21 protein-coding genes are annotated in these 19,311 nt (G+C 61.4%); 13 read left to right on the top strand and 8 right to left on the bottom strand.

Features of this window, described 5'->3' with window-relative positions:
• Positions 1-112: 112 nt before the first annotated feature.
• The 8 genes from trmB to AB1495_RS02180 all read left to right on the top strand — a co-directional run bounded on the left by trmB (position 113) and on the right by AB1495_RS02180 (position 6,914).
• The gene (trmB, locus tag AB1495_RS02215; protein ID WP_244268809.1) at positions 113-814 is read left to right on the top strand and encodes a tRNA (guanosine(46)-N7)-methyltransferase TrmB; all 702 of its coding nucleotides are present in this window, start codon (positions 113-115) and stop codon (positions 812-814) included.
• Positions 815-906: 92 nt separating this feature from the next.
• The gene (gene aroA, locus AB1495_RS02210) at positions 907-2,259 is read left to right on the top strand and encodes a 3-phosphoshikimate 1-carboxyvinyltransferase (protein ID WP_074634656.1); all 1,353 of its coding nucleotides are present in this window, start codon (positions 907-909) and stop codon (positions 2,257-2,259) included.
• Positions 2,259-2,873, top strand: coding sequence for a d(CMP) kinase (locus tag AB1495_RS02205; protein WP_005849417.1), 615 nt, complete (start codon positions 2,259-2,261; stop codon positions 2,871-2,873). The genes aroA and AB1495_RS02205 overlap by 1 nt, the downstream gene beginning before the upstream one ends.
• Before the next feature lie 92 nt (positions 2,874-2,965).
• On the top strand, positions 2,966-3,343 hold the full coding sequence (locus AB1495_RS02200; RefSeq protein WP_037944690.1) for a rhodanese-like domain-containing protein: 378 nt from the start codon (positions 2,966-2,968) through the stop codon (positions 3,341-3,343).
• A 305-nt stretch (positions 3,344-3,648) separates the two neighbouring features.
• A complete protein-coding gene (gene rpsA / locus AB1495_RS02195) occupies positions 3,649-5,325 on the top strand; it encodes a 30S ribosomal protein S1 (RefSeq protein WP_235183804.1) in 1,677 nt (558 codons plus the stop codon).
• Between the two features lie 275 nt (positions 5,326-5,600).
• A complete protein-coding gene (ihfB, locus tag AB1495_RS02190; protein ID WP_005849411.1) occupies positions 5,601-5,885 on the top strand; it encodes an integration host factor subunit beta in 285 nt (94 codons plus the stop codon).
• Positions 5,885-6,235: a LapA family protein gene (locus AB1495_RS02185; RefSeq protein WP_005849409.1), complete on the top strand. Its 351-nt coding sequence runs from the start codon at positions 5,885-5,887 to the stop codon at positions 6,233-6,235. Before ihfB ends, AB1495_RS02185 begins: the two co-directional genes overlap by 1 nt.
• Before the next feature lie 34 nt (positions 6,236-6,269).
• Positions 6,270-6,914 (top strand): phosphoribosylanthranilate isomerase, encoded by a 645-nt coding sequence (locus tag AB1495_RS02180; protein ID WP_074634655.1) that lies wholly within the window; start codon positions 6,270-6,272, stop codon positions 6,912-6,914.
• 18 nt (positions 6,915-6,932) lie between these two features.
• Here AB1495_RS02180 and kdsA read toward each other — a convergent pair whose 3' ends face one another.
• From kdsA to AB1495_RS02155, 5 genes are all read right to left on the bottom strand, one after another.
• Entirely contained in the window at positions 6,933-7,766 is an 834-nt protein-coding gene (gene kdsA / locus AB1495_RS02175; protein ID WP_074634654.1) for a 3-deoxy-8-phosphooctulonate synthase, read from the bottom strand.
• Positions 7,763-9,472 carry a capsule biosynthesis protein gene (locus AB1495_RS02170; protein WP_074634653.1) on the bottom strand — a complete coding sequence of 570 codons (1,710 nt, stop codon included), beginning with the start codon at positions 9,470-9,472 and terminating at the stop codon, positions 7,763-7,765. Before AB1495_RS02170 ends, kdsA begins: the two co-directional genes overlap by 4 nt.
• A complete protein-coding gene (locus AB1495_RS02165; protein ID WP_005849402.1) occupies positions 9,450-10,109 on the bottom strand; it encodes an ABC transporter ATP-binding protein in 660 nt (219 codons plus the stop codon). Before AB1495_RS02165 ends, AB1495_RS02170 begins: the two co-directional genes overlap by 23 nt.
• A gap of 202 nt (positions 10,110-10,311) precedes the next feature.
• On the bottom strand, positions 10,312-11,214 hold the full coding sequence (locus AB1495_RS02160; protein WP_074634652.1) for a cation diffusion facilitator family transporter: 903 nt from the start codon (positions 11,212-11,214) through the stop codon (positions 10,312-10,314).
• 25 nt (positions 11,215-11,239) lie between these two features.
• Positions 11,240-11,584 carry a helix-turn-helix transcriptional regulator gene (locus AB1495_RS02155; protein WP_074634651.1) on the bottom strand — a complete coding sequence of 115 codons (345 nt, stop codon included), beginning with the start codon at positions 11,582-11,584 and terminating at the stop codon, positions 11,240-11,242.
• A 126-nt stretch (positions 11,585-11,710) separates the two neighbouring features.
• Here AB1495_RS02155 and AB1495_RS02150 point away from each other — a divergent pair, with 126 nt between their 5' ends.
• Genes AB1495_RS02150 through AB1495_RS02140 form a run of 3 tightly spaced genes read left to right on the top strand, consistent with a single transcriptional unit; the run spans position 11,711 to position 14,549 of the window.
• Positions 11,711-12,298 (top strand): uracil-DNA glycosylase family protein, encoded by a 588-nt coding sequence (locus tag AB1495_RS02150; RefSeq protein WP_197145813.1) that lies wholly within the window; start codon positions 11,711-11,713, stop codon positions 12,296-12,298.
• Complete coding sequence (locus tag AB1495_RS02145; protein WP_005849394.1) at positions 12,291-13,076, top strand: SseB family protein; 786 nt, start codon at positions 12,291-12,293, stop codon at positions 13,074-13,076. The genes AB1495_RS02150 and AB1495_RS02145 overlap by 8 nt, the downstream gene beginning before the upstream one ends.
• Before the next feature lie 51 nt (positions 13,077-13,127).
• Complete coding sequence (locus tag AB1495_RS02140) at positions 13,128-14,549, top strand: FAD-binding oxidoreductase (protein ID WP_074634649.1); 1,422 nt, start codon at positions 13,128-13,130, stop codon at positions 14,547-14,549.
• Between the two features lie 17 nt (positions 14,550-14,566).
• On the opposite strand, the gene AB1495_RS02135 is transcribed toward AB1495_RS02140, so the two are convergent.
• Positions 14,567-15,097 carry an adenine phosphoribosyltransferase gene (locus AB1495_RS02135; RefSeq protein WP_074634648.1) on the bottom strand — a complete coding sequence of 177 codons (531 nt, stop codon included), beginning with the start codon at positions 15,095-15,097 and terminating at the stop codon, positions 14,567-14,569.
• A 215-nt stretch (positions 15,098-15,312) separates the two neighbouring features.
• A complete protein-coding gene (locus AB1495_RS02130; protein ID WP_009825108.1) occupies positions 15,313-16,185 on the bottom strand; it encodes an S-methyl-5'-thioadenosine phosphorylase in 873 nt (290 codons plus the stop codon).
• Positions 16,186-16,353: 168 nt separating this feature from the next.
• Between AB1495_RS02130 and AB1495_RS02125 the strand changes: the two genes are divergently transcribed.
• Positions 16,354-18,015: a SulP family inorganic anion transporter gene (locus AB1495_RS02125; protein ID WP_074634647.1), complete on the top strand. Its 1,662-nt coding sequence runs from the start codon at positions 16,354-16,356 to the stop codon at positions 18,013-18,015.
• 78 nt (positions 18,016-18,093) lie between these two features.
• Here AB1495_RS02125 and AB1495_RS02120 read toward each other — a convergent pair whose 3' ends face one another.
• The gene (locus AB1495_RS02120) at positions 18,094-18,699 is read right to left on the bottom strand and encodes a flavin reductase family protein (RefSeq protein ID WP_005849383.1); all 606 of its coding nucleotides are present in this window, start codon (positions 18,697-18,699) and stop codon (positions 18,094-18,096) included.
• Between the two features lie 82 nt (positions 18,700-18,781).
• Between AB1495_RS02120 and AB1495_RS02115 the strand changes: the two genes are divergently transcribed.
• Positions 18,782-19,270 (top strand): GNAT family N-acetyltransferase, encoded by a 489-nt coding sequence (locus AB1495_RS02115; protein ID WP_037953839.1) that lies wholly within the window; start codon positions 18,782-18,784, stop codon positions 19,268-19,270.
• Positions 19,271-19,311 lie beyond the last annotated feature (41 nt).

The raw sequence follows: 19,311 nt of genomic DNA, 5'->3' as shown, positions 1-19,311 counted from the left end.
GCTGCGCTTCACAGGGGCGGCACCGCCGTTGCGCATGGGGCGCGTTGGCTTTTGCGGCGCAGGATTACGCGAAATGTTGCGCCCGTCCCCCGCGCAGGCTAAAGCCAGCGCCATGACACATCCTGAACGCCCCCGCCGCAATTTCTACGGTCGCCTTAAAGGCAAATCGCTTAAGCAAAGCCAGAAAGGCTATATCGAAGAGGATCTAGAGGCGCTGTCGCCCGGTCCTGTCGATTGGGATGTGAACCCCGACCGTACACCGCTGGACCTGCCGACGCTGTTTGGCGGCAAACCCGTCTGGCTGGAGGTCGGTTTTGGCGGCGGCGAACATATGGTGCATCAGGCGGCGCAAAACCCTGACGTAGGCATCATCGGCTGCGAACCCTACATCAACGGGGTCGCGATGCTGTTGGGCAAGATCCGCCGCGCGGGTGTTGATAATGTGGCGATCCATCCGGGCGATGCACGCGATATCTTTGACGTGCTGCCAGAGGCGTCGATTGACCGCGCTTTCCTGCTGTACCCTGATCCGTGGCCGAAAACGCGCCACCACCGCCGCCGCTTTGTGACGCCGGAACATCTTGAGCCGCTGGCAAAGGTGCTCAAGCCCGGCGCGATCTTTCGCGTTGCCACGGACATCGAAGACTATGTGCGCCAGACGCTTGAGCAGGTGCCACGCCACGGGTTCGAATGGCTGGCGGAACGCCCCGGCGACTGGAAAGAGCCGTGGGGCGACTGGATTTCTACCCGCTACGAACAAAAAGCCCTGCGCGAGGGGCGCGTGCCGCACTACCTGACTTTCCGCAAGACCTGAGCGGGCGGGCGCGGGCCAAGAACGCTGGCAATGGACGGGGCGGGATCGCTGGTTTAAGACGGGCTTTCAGGAAGTTTTTTTGAGGGTTATCCATGTCCAGCCACGCCACGCCCGTCCCGATGACCTCTACCGCTTGCGGCCCGCTGTCCGGCGTGGCCGAGGTGCCGGGGGACAAGTCGATCTCGCACCGGTCCTTGATTTTGGGCGCGATGTGCATTGGCGAAACCACCATCAGCGGATTGCTTGAAGGCGACGACGTGCTGGACACGGCCAAGGCGATGCAGGCCTTTGGCGCGGAAGTCACCAATATGGGCGGCGGCAACTGGTCTGTGCGCGGTGTGGGCGTGGGCGGTTTCGCAGAACCGGACGGGGTGATCGATTGCGGAAACTCGGGCACAGGGGTGCGCTTGATCATGGGGTCAATGGCGACCTCCCCCATCACCGCGACATTCACCGGCGACGCCAGCCTGAACGGCCGCCCCATGGCGCGGGTCACCGATCCGTTGGCCTTGTTCGGCACGCAATCTGTCGGGCGCAAGGGCGGACGCTTGCCCATGACCATCGTGGGGGCGGCTGACCCGGTGCCCGTGCGCTACACCGTGCCAGTGCCGTCCGCACAGGTGAAATCCGCCGTCTTGCTGGCAGGGCTGAACGCCCCCGGCAAGACCGTCGTGATCGAGGCCGAGGCAACGCGCGACCATACAGAGCGGATGTTGGCGGGCTTCGGTGCCGAGATCTCGGTGGAAGACACGGATGAGGGCCGTGTGATCACCCTGACCGGCCAGCCAGAGCTACAGGCCCAACATGTTGATGTGCCGCGCGATCCGTCCTCGGCTGCGTTTCCGGTCTGTGCCGCCTTGATCGTTCCGGGATCCGACGTGCTGGTGCCGGGGATCGGGCTGAATCCGACACGGGCAGGGCTGTTCACCACGCTGCGCGAGATGGGGGCCGATCTGACCTATGAGAATGAGCGGACGGAGGGCGGCGAGCCCGTCGCCGACCTGCGCGCCAAATTCTCGCCCGACCTCAAAGGGATCGAGGTGCCGCCAGCGCGCGCGGCGTCGATGATCGACGAATATCCGGTGCTTTCTGTCGTGGCCGCCTTTGCGCAGGGCCAGACCATGATGCGCGGCGTGAAAGAGCTGCGGGTCAAAGAAAGCGATCGGATCGACGCGATGGCCAAGGGGCTGCGCGCCAACGGGATCGAAGTGGACGAGGGCCCCGATTGGTGGGCGGTCACCGGACGGGGGCACGGGAACGTGCCGGGCGGGGCCACCTGCGCCAGCCAGCTGGACCACCGCATCGCGATGTCCTTTATGATCCTTGGCATGGCCGCAACCTCGCCTGTCAGTGTGGACGACGGGTCGCCAATCACCACGTCCTTCCCGATCTTCGAGCCGCTGATGAAACGCCTTGGCGCGGATGTGACGCGGGGGGATGCGTGATGCTGGGCTTTACCGTTGCGATTGACGGGCCGGCTGCGGCGGGCAAGGGCACCGTGGGGCGCGCTGTTGCGGCGCATTTCGGCTTTGCGCATCTGGATACCGGCCTGCTGTATCGCGCCGTAGGGGCGAAAGTGCTGGAGGGCATGACCGCCGAAGAGGCCGCCTTGACCCTGCAAGCCGATGATCTTGAGAATGACCAACTGCGCACCAACGCCGTGGCAGAGGCCGCGAGCCGCGCCGCTGCGATCCCGGCTGTGCGGGCCGCCTTGGTCGATTTCCAGCGCAGCTTTGCCATGCGGGCAGGGGGCGCGGTGCTGGACGGGCGCGACATCGGCACGGTGATCTGCCCCGATGCGCCGGTCAAGCTGTTCATTACCGCCACGCCCGAGGTCCGTGCACAGCGCCGCTTTGCCGAGCTTAGCGCCAAGGGGGCCGAGGTCACGCTGGAAGGGGTGTTGGCCGATGTGCAGGCCCGCGATGCCCGCGACAGCACCCGCGCCGAAGCACCGCTGAAGCCCGCCGAGGATGCAGAGCTGATGGATACCTCGACCATGGATATCGAAACAGCCGTGGCCCGCGCCATCGAACTGGTGGCCGCACGTCGACGTGACTAAACGCGGCGGAACGAATGTCGGTGCCCGACGTTGGTTTGGGATGTGTCTGGCGGTAGGCTGGGCACGATAGGAATAAACAAGAGGTGCTGACTATGAAGACCGCTCAAGACTATCTCGACGATGCGAATGCCGTTGTCCCCAAGATGGACGCCAAGGACGCGATTGCGAAACATGCCGAAGGCAAGGGTGTCTTTATCGACGTGCGCGATTCCGGCGACATCGCTAAAAGCGGGACCATCAAGGGCGCGCATCGTGTGCCGCGCGGCATGATCGAGTTCCGCGCCGACCCCAACAAGGAAGAGATGTATAACCCGATCTTCGAAAAAGACGCGGAGATTTACCTGGTCTGCGGCGCGGGCGGTCAGGCCGCGCTGTCGGGTAAGACGCTGCACGACATGGGCTATACCAATGTCACCAACATCGGCGGTTTCCCCGGCTGGAAAGACGCGGGCGGCCCTACCGAAAGCTGATACCACATTGCGCGGATGACGGAATGGACAAGGGCAGGCTACGGTCTGCCCTTTTTGCTGACATCGCCCTGTATGAACAGGGGTTCACCCGTGCCAGCCCTTGCCTTTGCCCCGAAACAGGGCTATACGCGCGACTGTCTAAGGGGCGGATACACGTTTCGGGCGCGAGATATCAGGCAGGGTCGGTTTCATCCGGCCCTCTTTGTTTTGCGGATCGAATCCCATCGCGGATGACAATTTTAACCACAGACCGGCGGAGACAACCGCGCGGCCAGAAACCAAATGCTAAAGGAAAATCAAGCTACATGGCTATGAACTCAATGGAAGACTTCGAAGCACTTTTGGAAGAAAGCTTTGAAATGGACACGCCCGAAGAGGGCTCTGTTGTCAAAGGCAAGGTTATCGCGATCGAAGCGGGCCAAGCTATTATCGACGTAGGCTACAAGATGGAAGGCCGCGTTGAACTGAAAGAATTTGCCGAGCCTGGCGAAGCACCCAAAGTGGAAGTCGGCGACGAAGTCGAAGTATTCCTGCGTCAGGTAGAAAACTCCCGTGGCGAAGCTGTCATCTCGCGCGAGATGGCCCGTCGCGAAGAAGCCTGGGACCGTCTGGAAAAAGCCTATGCCGCAGAAGAGCGCGTTGAAGGCGCGATCTTTGGCCGCGTTAAAGGTGGCTTTACCGTTGATCTGGGCGGCGCAGTTGCCTTTCTTCCCGGTTCCCAAGTTGACGTGCGCCCCGTGCGCGATGCCGGCCCTCTGATGGGTCTGAAGCAGCCGTTCCAAGTTCTGAAAATGGACCGTCGTCGTGGCAACATCGTTGTATCGCGTCGTGCAATCCTTGAAGAATCCCGTGCCGAACAGCGTGCCGAAGTTATCGGCAACCTGACCGAAGGTCAGGAAGTTGACGGTGTGGTCAAGAACATCACCGAATACGGTGCCTTCGTTGACCTGGGCGGTGTTGACGGCCTGCTGCACGTCACAGACATGGCATGGCGCCGTGTGAACCACCCATCCGAGATCCTGTCGATCGGCGAAACCATCAAGGTTCAGGTCATCAAGATCAACAAAGAGACGCACCGCATCTCCTTGGGTATGAAACAGCTGCAAGAAGATCCATGGGATCTGGTTCAAGCCAAGTACCCGCTGGAATCCACGCACACTGGCCGTGTCACCAACATCACCGATTACGGTGCATTTGTTGAGCTGGAGCCAGGCGTTGAAGGTCTGGTTCACGTTTCCGAAATGTCCTGGACAAAGAAGAACGTACACCCCGGCAAGATCGTTTCCACCAGCCAAGAAGTCGAAGTCATGGTTCTGGAAATCGATGGTGCCAAGCGTCGCGTTTCCCTTGGTCTGAAACAGACCATGCGCAACCCATGGGAAGTGTTTGCTGAAACACACCCAGAAGGCACCGAAGTTGAAGGCGAAGTCAAAAACATCACCGAATTCGGTCTGTTTGTTGGCCTGCCAGGCGACATCGACGGCATGGTTCACCTGTCGGACCTGAGCTGGGACCAGCGCGGCGAAGAAGCGATCCAGGACTACCGCAAAGGTGACACGGTTCAGGCCGTTGTTTCCGAAGTTGACGTGGAAAAAGAACGCATCAGCCTGTCGATCAAAGGTGTGGGCGGCGACAAGTTCGCAGAAGCAGTGGGCGGCGTGAAGCGCGGTTCCGTTGTGACTGTGACCGTGACCTCCATCGAAGACGGTGGCATCGAAGTCGAATACGAAGGCATGAAAGCCTTCATTCGTCGCTCCGATCTGTCGCGTGACCGTGCCGAACAGCGCCCCGAGCGTTTCTCGGTTGGTGACAAGGTTGACGTCCGCATCACCAACGTTGACGCGAAAGCGCACCGTCTGGGCGTGTCGATCAAAGCACGTGAAATCGCAGAAGAGAAAGAAGCAGTCGAGCAGTATGGCTCCTCTGACTCCGGCGCATCCTTGGGTGATATCCTGGGTGCCGCTCTGAAAGGCGACGAATAAGCCTTAGCGCTTGTTGCACAGATCAGGGGCCTCGCAGTGCAGACTGCGGGGCCCTTTTTCGTTGCGAATCGCAATCTGTGGCGAGGGGCAAGGAAGGGCGGCTGGCAGCGCTGTTCCGGGTGGTTGCGTGAAATGTGACTAAAAAATGACTGGAAAACAGCGACTTCCCGCTACTTAATCGCAATAATAGAAATATGCATGACTTCACGAACGCGTTTGGTTTGCTATAGTCCCATCTAGTTAAGACATTAATTGCGCACCTCGGAGGACGTTAAATGATCCGGTCAGAACTGATCCAGAAGATTGCCGACGACAATCCCCATCTCTATCAGCGCGACGTGGAACGGATCGTAAATACCATCTTCGAAGAGATCACCGGCGCGATGTCCGATGGTGATCGGGTAGAGCTGCGCGGTTTTGGTGCCTTTTCAGTGAAAAAACGTGACGCCCGTGTGGGCCGGAACCCTCGCACTGGGGAAACGGTTCATGTAGAAGAAAAGCACGTGCCGTTCTTCAAGACCGGTAAACTGCTTAGAGATCGTTTAAACGGGAATTCCTAATGCGTTATGTTCGCTACCTCTGCATCGCAATCTTCGCCATTGCACTGATCGCGGTTGCCTTGGCCAACCGGTCTATGGTGTCGCTGAAGTTGCTACCGACCGAGGTATCGGGCTGGTTCGCGTTGAACCCTGAAATTCAGGTGCCGCTGTTCCTTGTTATTCTGGGCAGCATCATCGCCGGTCTGCTGGTGGGTTTCGTCTGGGAGTGGATCCGCGAATACGGCCAGCGTGCCGAAGCCGCACGTCAGGCCCGCGAAATGCGCCGGCTGGAACGTGAAGTCGCACGCCTGAAGGGCGAGAAGTATCAGGACCAGGACGAGGTTCTGGCGCTGCTGGATCAAGCAAGCTAAGCGGGCCTATGCCCCTTAGCGCAGGAAGTATCCGATGACCCAAAATTTGCACGTGAAATTCTGCGGCTTGCGCAGCACGCAGGATATTGCGGCGGCCGCTGCGGCCGGTGCGCGCTATGTCGGCTTTGTCTTCTTTGAAAAATCCCCTCGGCACGTCACGATTGCTCAAGCCGCTGAACTGGCTGTAGAGGTGCCAATGGGGCTGTGTAAGGTCGCGTTGACGGTCAACGCGGATGACGCCTTTCTGGATGCGCTGACGGCCGCTGTGCCTATTGATATGCTGCAGCTACACGGCAAGGAAACGCCCGAGCGTGTCGTCGAGGTCAAGGCGCGCTATGGGCTGCCGGTGATGAAAGCGGTCGGTGTGGCCGATGCAGATGACCTGCCACAGATTGATGCCTATATGGCCGTGGCGGACCAGATCCTGATCGACGCGAAACCGCCCAAAGGGGCCGCGCTGCCCGGTGGCAATGGATTGTCGTTTGACTGGCGCCTGATCGCAGATCGCACATGGGACAAGCCGTGGATGCTGGCAGGGGGGCTGACCCCTGACAATGTGGCTCAGGCCGCCCGTATGACCGGGGCACGGCAGGTAGATGTCTCTTCCGGTGTGGAAAGTGTGCCGGGTGTAAAGGACGCGGGGCTGATCGCGGCATTCGGAAACGCCGCGAAGGTCTAGTATTGGCAGGATGGCCCCTTAGAAGGTGAGGGGGTATTCCTTGGCCAGCGCGTCGAATTTCATCAACGACGCAACCAGCGAAGGCATCTGATCCAGATAGATCATGTTCGGCCCGTCCGACGGTGCGTTGTCCGGGTCTTCGTGGGTTTCAATGAATACCGCGCCTACGCCAATCGCGACCGCTGCGCGCGCCATGACGGGGGCGAACTCGCGCTGTCCGCCGCTGGAGCCACCTTGCCCGCCGGGCTGCTGGACTGAATGGGTCGCGTCCATGACGACAGGGTATCCGGTTTGCGCCATCTGCGGCAGGCTGCGCATGTCAGCGACCAGCGTGTTGTAGCCAAAGGAGGTGCCGCGTTCGGTCAGCAGGATGCGCTTGTTACCGGTGGATTCGATCTTGGCGACGACGTTTGGCATATCCCACGGTGCCAGAAACTGACCTTTTTTGACGTTCACAACCTTGCCCGTATTGCCCGCGGCCAGCAGCATATCGGTCTGGCGGCACAGGAAGGCGGGGATTTGCAGGATGTCGACAGCCTCGGCCGCGATGGCGCATTGCGCTTCGGTATGCACGTCGGTCAGGACGGGCACGCCGATGGATTTGCCCACCGATTGCAGCACAGCCAGACCTTCGTCGATGCCAAGCCCGCGTTTACCGCCAAGGGAGGTGCGGTTGGCTTTGTCATAGCTCGCCTTGAACACGAACTGGGCGCCCACGGCGTCGCATGCCTCTTTCATCTGGCCGGCGATCATCTGGGCGTGGGTTTCGCTTTCCAGCTGGCAGGGGCCTGCGATCACCGTCAGCGGGCGATCATTCCCGATGACGACATTTCCAACGGTGACTTGGGTCATTTTGTTACCTGTTCTTTCAGAATAGAGGAGGTCAGCGATAGCATGAGGTAGATGCCCGCAAAGATCAGGAATGTCAAAATCGTGTTCTCGAACTTGCGTGGGTATGAGGCGCTTTGCGACGCCACCGGACGCACCGCGACGGTCAGATAGCGGACCTGACGGCTGGCCTCTGTTCGGGCTTGTTCCATCTGGGTCTGGGACGCCTGCAAGGCGGCATCTGCCGCGGCCAGATCGGCCTGCGCCAGTTGCAAGCTGACCGCTTGTTGTGCAAGCGAGTTGGTGCCCTCGGTCGCGCTGTTCATGCGTTCGTTCAGCTTGTCCAGCTGTGCGCTAAGCCGGCGCACGTCGCCTTGGGCGCCGTCCACCTTGGCGCGGTTCGGGCGCGGGTTGTCGAGCAGGGCGGCAAGTTCAAGCTCTTTTTCCAGCAGCAAGGTTTCATAATTGGTGATCTGCCCGCGGATCGATGCGATCACCGCCTGCGGGTCCACCCCGTTGTCGACCTGCAGCTTGATCAGCGCTTCCTGCGCCTCGCGGCGTTTGGCGACCGTCTGCTCATAGGCTTCGCGGGCGTCGCGCATGCCATCTTCGCGCTTTTGCTGCGACAGGGCGTTCACGCGTTCTTCGGCATATTCCAGCAGGTGTTCGGAAAAGTCTTTCGCGACCTCGGGATCGGCGGCAATCACCTCCATCCGGATCATGCCTTCGGTCGGATCGTATCCGATTTTAACGTTGTCTTTATAGTGTTTATACGCTTCCTCGTTCGACGCGTCAGGGTTCATCCGCTGGATCGGGTCGATGGCCGGGTCCGAGAAATGCTTCATAAAGCCGACATCACGGTCCAGCCGCAGCATCGCGTCTTTTGACTGCAGGTAGCTTTGTGTCGCGATACTATCGGCAGAGTTGGCAAATTGCGTCGGCAGCAGTCCGCCAAGGGGGCCAAGCCCGCCCGTGCCTTCGTTCTGGATAATCAGGAACTGGCTGTCTGTCGCATACATCGGCGTGGCGATGTTGTAGAAATAATACCCGCCCATGATTGTGGGCAGCCCGACAAAGAACGCCAGACGCACCATAAGCAGCCCCATCTTGCGACGGCGGCGCTTGGTGATGTCACGCTGGATGTCCGAGATCTCGCGCATGCGGCGTTCCATCGGATTAACGTCGGTCGAGGGCAGATTGCGCCCCCCGGCAGGGACTGTCTGGGGAAGCTGGATGCGCCCTTTTTGCAGTGCCGTGCCGGTGGATTGCTTGTCCTGAGGAACGACCAGTTCCAGCATGTTGGAGCGTTGGAACGGGTCGATCCCTTCGGCGCGCAGCAACCGCACCGCATCGAAGTCAGAGGTCGGGGCAAGCCCGTGTTTTTGCGCCACGCGACGGGCCATGCGCAGCTGGCGGCCGGTCAGCCCTTCGCGGCGGATCGCGTCGATGTCCTGCTCTCCACTGACTTCGGTCGCTGATGACACCTCGCCGCTGCGGGCGTCGGAGGGCGGGGTCGGGCGCGCAGCGGAGGCAGCGGCAGCTTGGCTGGGCGCTGCAGCTTTCGGTGCTTCGCCGCGTGATGCAGCCGCAGCGCGTGGCGCGTCAGGGGCCTGCGGCTTTGGCGTGGCTGACGCGGGGGCATCACGTTCGACCGCATCGTTCCCCTTGGGGGCCGCAGCAGGGGTCGCACGTTTGATGCGGAATTTTCTAGCCTTGGGTTTCGTAGTCATAAAGCTGTTTGGCCTCTTCCAAGGTGTCGAAGATATGTAGCTTTCCGCCAAGCAAGACAGCAGCGGACCGCGCGAATTGTTCCAACGTCTCGGCTTGGTGCGAAACGATGATGATCGTCGTCGTGCGCAGCCGTTCTTGCAGAATTTCGCCCGCCTTGCGGTTGAACTCCACATCTGTGGTGCTCGGCATGCCTTCGTCGATCAAATAGATGTCGAAATCAAGCGCAAGCAGCAGTGAAAACGAAAACCGTGATTTCATCCCGGCCGAATATGTCCCGACGGGCTGGTCAAAATATTCCCCCAACCCACACAGCCAGCGACAAAAGCTTTCGACGTAGTCAGGGTCCAGCCCATAGAGACGGGCAATATAGCGGGCATTCTCTACCGCGGAAACCTTGTTGACGACACCGCCCATGAACCCCAGCGGGAAGCTGATGTTGCAGCCGCGTCTGATTTCACCTTCGTCCGGCTTTTCCAGCCCCGCCATCATATTGATGAGGGTCGTCTTGCCGGTGCCGTTCGGGGCGAGGATGCCAAGGGAATGCCCCAAATCCACGCGAAATGACACATGGTCGAGAATGACCTTGTGTTGCGTGCCAGTCCAAAAGGACTTGGAGACGTTGTCGAATTCCAGCATGCCTGCTCCGATTGGTGCTGTTGCGGGTATGTCGCGCCCTGTTTCCCGAGCCTTGGGCGGTGTCTAGCCCTCTATTTTGACTATATTATGTCGTAGTTGAGGCCGAATTTACAAGGAGCCAAAACGACCCACGCGCCCGAAGGCAGTGCCATCGGCGATGGTTTGCAGGGCGCGCTATACGAAAGGTCGAGGGGTGCGGGGGTTAGTGACCGATCACCTTGGCATCGTGGCAACGGGCATCCTGGGTCTCAAGCTCGAGCGTGACGTGGTTCAGATCGAACTCGGACTTCAGATAGGATTTCAAGGCGTGGCGCAGGGCGCTTGGGTCGGTGCCTTGTGCGGCGACGATATGGGCGTCAAAGGCCGCGCCGTGTTCCTCCATCAGCCACAGGTGCACATGATGGACGTCTGCAACACCGGGCTGGTCGCGCAGCGCCGCGATCACGTCTTCGGTGCGCAGCGCATCGGGCGAGGCAAGCATCAAGATCCGCGCCACCTGCGGCAGTTCGGTCGCGGATTGCCAAAGGATGTATCCGGCAATCAGCAGCGTGGCCAATGGGTCCACCCAAGCCCAGCCGAACAGGATCATCAGCGTCCCCGCCACAATCACGGCAACCGACCCCAAGGCATCGGCCACATTGTGCAAAAAGGCCGCGCGGATGTTCACGCTGGATTTCGATGCGCGAAAGGTCAACGCGGCGGTGCCCAGATCCACCAGCAAGGCGATGCCGGCGACGATCACCACGATCCAGCCCGCCACGGGTTCGGGATTGGCAAAGCGCATCGCGGCCTCATAGACCAGATACAGGCCGATCACGATCAACGTGGTATAGTTGATCAGCGCCGCCACCGCCTCGATCCGGCCGTAGCCAAAGGTCATATCTGCATTGGCTGGACGGCGGGCGATCTTGCGCGCGGCAAAGGCGATGATCAGCGCGATGGCGTCGCTGAAGTTGTGTAGCGCATCGGCGATCAGCGACAGGCTGCCCGCCACGATCCCGCCGATGACCTGCGCGACCGTGAGGCCGAGGTTGATCGCCACCGCGAGGGCAATCTTGCCGTCGCCGCTGTCGGGATCGACGTGATGGTGGTGACCGTGTGACATGGGGGGACTTTCGCTATCTGTGGTGTTAACCGTGGGGATGATCAGGGCAGGGTACCGCGGCGTCGGCGCAACACTCTGTCATCAGGAACTCGGTCAGATCCTGTACCGCGTCATGGGATACCGCCGCGCAAATGGTGCTACGCCCCTGCCGCTGCTGGCGCACCAGCCCCGCGGCCACAAGCAGTTTCAGATGATGGGTCAGCGTCGACCCGGTGATGCCCGCGCGATCACCCAGCGTGCCGATGGTCAGCCCGTCAGGGCCTGCGCGCACCAGCAAACGGAGAACTTGCAAACGTTGTTCTGACCCGAGCGCGGCAAAGCGCGCAGCAGCCAAGGCAAGGTCATGGGGGGAGGCGGGATTCATTTTCATGTTTTTAGAAATATAGAAATGATTGGTCGTGTCAAGTTCATTTCGAAATGTCTCGAAATGAGTGCTGGACACCACCGCGTCACCGCCCCCTTTGAAACCGGCGCGCCACCGCTTAGGTCTACCCCCATGACCGACATCCGCTCCGAACTCAGCCAATGCACCCTCTGCGCCGACCGCTTTGCGGCTACGGCGACGGGGCACCGGCCCAATCCGGTGGTCTGGTTCCAACCGGGCGCGCGGCTGCTGATCGCCTCGCAAGCGCCGGGGTTGAAAGTGCACGAGGCGAACACCCCCTTCTGGGATGCCTCCGGCAAACGGTTGCGCGACTGGCTGGGCGTGGACGAGACGACCTTTTATGACCGCAACCGCGTGGCGATCATCCCCATGGCCTTTTGCTTTCCGGGCTATGACGCCAAGGGCAGCGATCTGCCGCCCCCGCCGATCTGTGCGAAAACATGGCGGGCCCGGGCACTGGATACCGTGCCCGATGTCCGGTTGACCGTGTTGATCGGGGCCTATGCCATGCGCTATCACCTGCCCGGGTTCACCACAGTCACCCGCGCCGTTGCCGATTGGCAAAACCACCCGAAGGGCGTCTTTGCCTTGCCTCATCCCTCGTGGCGCAATACCGGTTGGCTCAAGAAAAATCCGTGGTTCGAGGAGGACGTGCTTCCCCGGCTCCGCGCTGCTGTAAGGAATGTACTGGATGACTGAAGCGACGCCACTGGACATCGCCCATGCCGCCATGATGGCCGATGAAAGCGATGACGCTGCCCGCCTGCGGTTCTATGAACGCATGGCCGATGTGGAGCTTTTCCTGCTGCTCGAAGCCGAACCGGACGCCGATCAGGTCAGCCCTGTCCTGCTAGAGGACGCCTATGTGCTGGTCTTTGACCGGATCGAACGGCTTGCGGCCTATGTCGGGCAGCCCGCGCCCTATGTGGCGCTGTCCGGGCGCGCGATTGCGGGGATGCTGGATGGCCAACCGCTTGGCATGGCGGTGAACCTGGATGTCGCCCCTTCGGCGATCCTGCTGCCCGACAGCGCCGTGGCTTGGCTGCGCGACACACTCGCCCATGAAGCCGGAGAGGTCGAGGCGCGCATCGACCGTGTTCTGCCGCCCAAGGGCCTGCCCGAAACGCTGATTGCCGCGATTGATGCCAAGCTGGCGACCGCCACAGGCATGGCGGCAGGGGCGTGGCTGGTCGGGGTTGAATATACCGGCGGCGGGCGCGGGCATCTGCTGGGCTTTGTCGGGGCCATCCCGCGCGCGCAAGACGCGCTGGTTCGTGCCGCTTCCGAGGCGCTGACATTCTCGGGTATCGATGCGGGGGCGATGGATGTGGGCTTCTTCGCTCCCTCTGATCCGACGGTTGAAAAACTGTCGAAAGTCGGGCTGCGTTTTGATCTGCCTCAGATGGACCCGCTGGAAAAAACCCCGCGGATGGAGGCCCCCGGCTCTGACCCGTCAAAGCCGCCGATCCTGCACTAGCGAAGACCAAAGCCGCTTGCATCCCGCCCCGCTTGGCGCGATCAATAGGCCATGACATTGAACCCCGCCGATCCCGCATTCGAGGCCGCGCTGCGTGCCGATCTGTCGCCCGACGTCTTCCGCGCGGTCGAACCCCGCTATCTGGAAGAACCCCGCGGGCTGTATGCCGGAAAATCGGCCGTGCTGGCCCTGCCACGCACGGTCGAAGAGGTAGCGACCCTGATCCGCCATGCCAATGCAGCACGGGTCGGCGTGATCCCCTATGGCGGAGGTACCGGACTTGTGGGCGGCCAGGTGGCAGACTCTGGCCCCGCCCCGCTGATCCTGTCGCTGGAACGCATGAACAAACTTCGCGCAGTTTACCCCGATGAGAACGTGCTGGTAGCCGAAGCGGGGATGATCCTGTCTGACGTGCAAGACGCCGCCGAGGCGGCGGAGCGCCTGTTTCCCCTGACCCTCGCGGCTCAGGGCTCTGCCCGCATTGGGGGGAACCTCGCGACAAATGCGGGCGGCACCGGCGTGCTACGCTATGGCAACGCCCGCGATCTCTGTCTGGGGCTAGAGGCCGTGCTGCCCGATGGCCAGATATGGAACGGCCTGACACGGCTGCGCAAGAACAACACCGGCTATGATCTGCGTCACTTGCTGGTCGGTGCCGAGGGCACGCTTGGCGTCATTACCGCCGCGGCGCTCAAACTCTTCCCGCGGCCCGCCAGGACGGGGACCGCGCTGCTGGTCGTGAACTCTCCGGCGGCGGCGCTGAAGCTGTTGTCGCTCGCGCGCAGTCAATTGGGCGAGATGATCAGCGCGTTCGAGATTATGAACGGCGTCGGGCTGGATTTCCTCACCGAAAAGATGCCCGAACTCCGCCAGCCCTTCGACACCCCGCCAGAATGGAGCGTGCTGATCGAATTGGGCCTCAGCGGTGATCTGGAACCGATGGCGGCGCTCGAGACGCTGTTTGCCGCCGCCTTCGAGGCGGAGCTGGTGACAGACGGGCTCATCGCGCAAAGCCAGCAGCAGTCCGAAGATTTCTGGGCCGTCCGCGAGATGATGCCCCACGCCAACCGCCAGATCGGGTCGATCTCCAGCCACGATATCTCGGTCCCCCTGGGCGCGCTGCCCGAATTTATCATCCGCGCGGGGGAAAAGATCGGCGCGCTGGGCGATTTCAGGATCAATTGTTTCGGCCATGTGGGCGACGGCAACCTGCACTACAACGTTTTCCCGGTGCAGGGCCGAAGCCGCGAGGATCATCTGGATGATCGCTTGCCCATCAAGACGGCGATCCATGATCTGGTGCACGAGCTCGGCGGTTCTGTCAGTGCGGAGCACGGGATCGGGCGGCTCAAGGTCAAAGACCTCGAACGCTATAGCGATCCGGCAAAGCTCTCTGCGTTGCGCGCGATCAAGGCGGCGCTGGACCCGAACGGGATCATGAACCCCGGCGCGATGTTCCCCGCGCCGGAATAAAGTCTCGGCAACGCGGTTTACGCGCCGTCAAAGGCACAGAGCGCGTTGACCTCCATCCCCATCGCTTCCAGCCGCTTGCGCCCGCCAAGTTCCGGCAGGTCGATGATAAAGGCGCAGGACACGATCTCGCCGCCCAAACGCTGGATCAGCTTGATCCCCGCCTCGGCGGTGCCACCGGTGGCCAGTAGATCGTCGACAACCAACACCTTCTCACCGGGCTGGATCGCGTCGTCGTGCAGCTCCACAATCGCCTCGCCGTATTCCAGCTTGTAATCCTGAGAGATGGTGCGACCGGGCAGCTTGCCCTTCTTGCGGATCGGCACAAAGCCGACGGACAGCTGATGCGCAATCGCGCCCCCCAGAATAAACCCGCGCGCCTCAAGCCCGACGACCTTGTCGATGTCGATGCCGGCATAGGGGTGCAGCATCTGGTCGATGGCCATACGGAACCCGCGCGGGTCAGCGAAAAGCGTGGTCACATCGCGAAACATGATCCCTTCGTGAGGGAAATCGACAATGGTACGGATGTAATCTTGAACCTGTTTCATGCAGTGCTCCGGTCGTTGGGCTTTGGTCGGTCGCCACACCAGCGCAACAACCGCGCCACAGCGTTAAGCGACACGCCCCCTGTCAGCAAGCATCTTCAACAGCGCGGCCCCGCGGGACATCACGTCAAAACCGCAAGGCCCCGCTTCATTTTGCCAAATAAACTCACCTGCCACAGCCCCTGCAAAGGGCGCTGCGTCAGCGTTTGCAGCGCGCCCTAAAGCACCCGGCCGGCGACGGCATCCAGTTTGGCCACAAGGGCCGCGTCGCGCATTTCTGGCTGGGTCATGATCGCATATTCCAACGCGCGGTCGCAGCCATGCGGGCAGGGGGCGCGGTCGGCTCCTAGCAGTTTGGGCAGGCGCGCGACCAGTTGACGGCCCTTGTCGGCATTGCCCATCAACGTCTCGATGATCTTGGTCACATCGACCTCCCCGTGGTCCGGGTGCCAGCTATCGTAATCCGTGATCATCGCGACCGAGGCATAGCAAAGCTCTGCCTCGCGGGCCAATTTCGCTTCGGGCATATTGGTCATGCCGATCACATCCGCGCCCCAGCTTTCGCGGTACATCTTGGATTCCGCCAATGTGCTGAACTGCGGCCCCTCCATCGCAAGGTAGGTGCCGCCGCGGTGCACGTTGATGCCCGCGTCGCGCGCAGCGGTTTCGCAGGCGTCGCCCAAACGTGGGCAGGTGGGGTGCGCCACGCTGACATGGGCCACGCAGCCGGTGCCGAAGAAAGATTTCTCCCGCGCGATGGTGCGGTCGATGAACTGGTCCACGATCACAAAATCTCCCGGCGCCATTTCATCACGGAACGACCCGCAAGCCGAGACGCTGATCACATCCGTGCAGCCGAGCCGTTTCAGCGCATCGATATTGGCGCGATAGGGAACGGTAGAGGGCGCATGCACATGTCCGCGCCCGTGGCGCGGCAGAAAGGCCATCTCTACCCCGTCCAGCGTGCCGGTCAGGATCGCATCGGAGGGCGGGCCCCACGGGCTTTCCACGGTAAGCCATTCGGCCCCCTCCAGCCCGTTGATGTCATAGATGCCGGAGCCGCCGATCACGGCAATTTTCGTCTGAGTCATGAAGTCGCCCTTGGATTGAGTTGTGCGCAGAGTATCAAGCTTGGCCCATAGGGAAAGCCTCAAATCCGGCCCGCGCTGTTGCGCGCCTTCCATTTTGTTCACGTTTCAGCTAGGAGGCCGCAAAGACCTTTCCAACTTATTGATGCGATTTGACCCGAAGGATGCCCGATGGCGCGTACCACGTTCCGTAGTTTTACCAAAAATCTTGATGTGACCGACCTGAGATGGATGCCGGGAGAGGGGTTCTCTCCGTCGCGGCTGCGCATCGAATTGCTGTCGGGGCTGACCGTCGCCCTGGCCCTTGTGCCCGAAGCGGTTGCCTTTGCCTTTGTCGCGGGGGTCCACCCGTTGGTGGGTCTCTATGCGGCCTTCCTGGTGGGGTTGATCACCGCGTTGATCGGCGGGCGTCCGGGGATGATCTCGGGGGCGACGGGGGCTTTGGCGGTTGTTATGGTCGCATTGGTTGCGCAGCACGGGGTTGAATATCTGTTCGCCACGGTCGTGCTGATGGGGCTGATCCAGGTTTTCGCGGGTGTCATGCAATGGGGCAAGTTCATGCGGCTGGTGCCGCACCCTGTTATGCTGGGGTTTGTGAACGGTCTGGCCATCGTGATCTTCCTTGCCCAGATGGGCCAGTTCAAAGTGCCGGGCACGATGGTTGATACAGGTCACGGCATGTCGGGTGGCGAATGGCTTTCGGGTGGGCCGTTGTATCTGATGCTGGCGCTTGTCGCCGCGACGATGGCGATCATCTGGGTCATGCCGCGCATCACCAAGCTGATCCCCGCACCGCTGGCAGGCATCGGCATCATCGCCATTCTGGTGATCGCGACGGGCATGGATGTGCCACGGGTCGGCGATCTGGCCTCGATCGAGGGCGGCTTTCCGACGTTCCACATGCCGTTTGGCGAAGGTGTCGGCCTGTACGGCACCGCCTTGGCACCCTTCACGCTCGAGACGCTGTATATCATCCTGCCCTATGCGGTGATCCTTGCGGCCATCGGCCTGATTGAATCGCTGCTGACGTTGAACCTTGTCAGCGACTTGACCAACACCCGCGGCGGGGCCAGCCAGGAATGTATCGCGCAGGGCGTGGCCAATACCGTGACCGGCTTCTTCGGCGGTATGGGCGGTTGCGCCATGATCGGTCAGTCCATGATCAACGTGAAATCCGGCGGGCGCACGCGGGTTGCGGGGATTGCGGCTGCGGTGTTTTTGCTGCTGTTCATTCTGGTCGGCGCGCCGCTGATCGAACAGATCCCGCTGGCAGCACTGGTCGGGGTGATGTTCATGGTCGTGATCGGCACCTTCGCGTGGAACTCCTTTGGGATCCTGCGCAAAGTGCCCCTGACCGATGCCTTCGTGATCCTGCTGGTTACCGTCGTCACCGTCTACGAAGACCTTGCGGTCGCGGTGGTCGTCGGTGTGATCGTGTCGGCGCTGGCCTATGCGTGGAACAATGCGCGTCGCATCCACGCCAAAACATACACCACTCCTGAAGGGGCCAAGGTCTATCAAATTCAGGGGCCGCTGTTCTTTGGATCGTCCGAAGGTTTCGCCGAGCTCTTTAACGTCAAGGCCGACCCCAGCGAGGTGATCGTCGATTTCGAAGACAGCCGCGTTGTGGATCAATCCGCCCTGCAAGCGATCGAGACGATTGCCGCGAAATACGAAGGCGCGGGCAAGCGCATCCAGTTGCGCCACCTCAGCCGCGATTGTCACCGTTTGCTGAAGAAGGCCGGGCATCTGATGATCGATAGCGACGATGATCCCGATTACGAGATCGCCGCGAATTATCAGGTCCGTACCGGCATTCTTGGCGGTCACTAAACCGCCCGACCGAGGGAAACAAAAAGCCCCCGATGCAGTCCGCATCGGGGGCTTTTCGCTTTTCGGGATGTGGCGGGATCAATCGTCGGGGCGGATGATCTCGAACACGTCGGTCACGCGGGCATAATCGCGGTAGCCCAAGCGGGACAGCGGTTGGTAGGTCGTCACGTCGAACCGCCCGTCCTTGATGCAATCGTCGCGCATATGCACGCCGACGACCTCGCCGAAGACGACAAAGTTATTCTCTCCCTCGATCTTGACCATCTGGGTCATGCGGCATTCCAGGCTGGCAGGGGCGGTCGCCACACGGGCGCAGTTGATCTGGTCGCAGCTCGCTTTTTCGATGCCAGCGTGGCCGAATTCATCCGCGCCATGGGGCAGCGTCGCAGAGGAGGCGTTCATCGCGTCGCGCATCGCGTATTCGACAATGTTCACGCAGAAGACGCCGGTCTCGCGGATGTTGGCCATGCTGTCCTTGGTCCCGTCCACATCGGCCTTGGTCCCGGTAGAGGCAAACATCACCTGCGGCGGCGTATAGGCGACCCCGTTGAAAAACGAATAGGGGGCCAGATTGTCGTTCCCGTCCGCGTCTCGGGTGGAAATCCATCCGATCGGGCGTGGGGTGACAATCGCGTTGAACGGGTTATGGGGCAGGGGGTGGCCGTCTTGCGGGCGGTAGAACATCAAACTCTCCTCATGGTTTGCACCTATGGCTAGCGCCATGATAAAGGCAGCGCCACAGGAAAACCGTCCAGAGGGCCACGCCTTGTATCATATTACCCCCGAGACGGCTGCCGATCACTGGGAAGTCGAAGCGTTGTACGACACCTGCTTTGCGCCGGGACGCGAGGCGTTGTCGTCCTATCGCCTGCGCGACGGGGTGCCGCCGGTGGCGGGGCTGAACCATGTGGCACGTGACGCGGGCGGTATCCTTGCCGGGGCTATCCGCTATTGGCCGATCTGTATCGGTGCCCATGCCGCGCTGTTGTTGGGGCCCGTTGCCGTGCACCCGACGCGGCAGGGCGAAGGCTTGGGTGCCTTGCTGATAGAGGGCAGTCTGGCGCAAGCGGCCCCGCTGGGGTGGTCGCGCGTGATGCTGGTGGGGGATGCGCCTTACTATAACCGCTTCGGCTTTACCTTGCTGACCGATGTGGTGATGCCGCCGCCAACGAACCCCGAACGGGTGTTGGGCCGCGCGCTGGTCGATGGCGCGTGGGAGGGCATCGCGGGCGATGTCACCGCTTGGCCACATTGAAAGCGGCGGCGGGATGGCCCACATTCTAGCCAAACAGGCGG

This window comes from Sulfitobacter pontiacus, from assembly GCF_040790665.1.
Classification (GTDB): domain Bacteria; phylum Pseudomonadota; class Alphaproteobacteria; order Rhodobacterales; family Rhodobacteraceae; genus Sulfitobacter; species Sulfitobacter pontiacus.
Note: the sequence above shows the minus strand (reverse complement) of the source record. Positions and strands in the feature narration are given on the sequence as shown.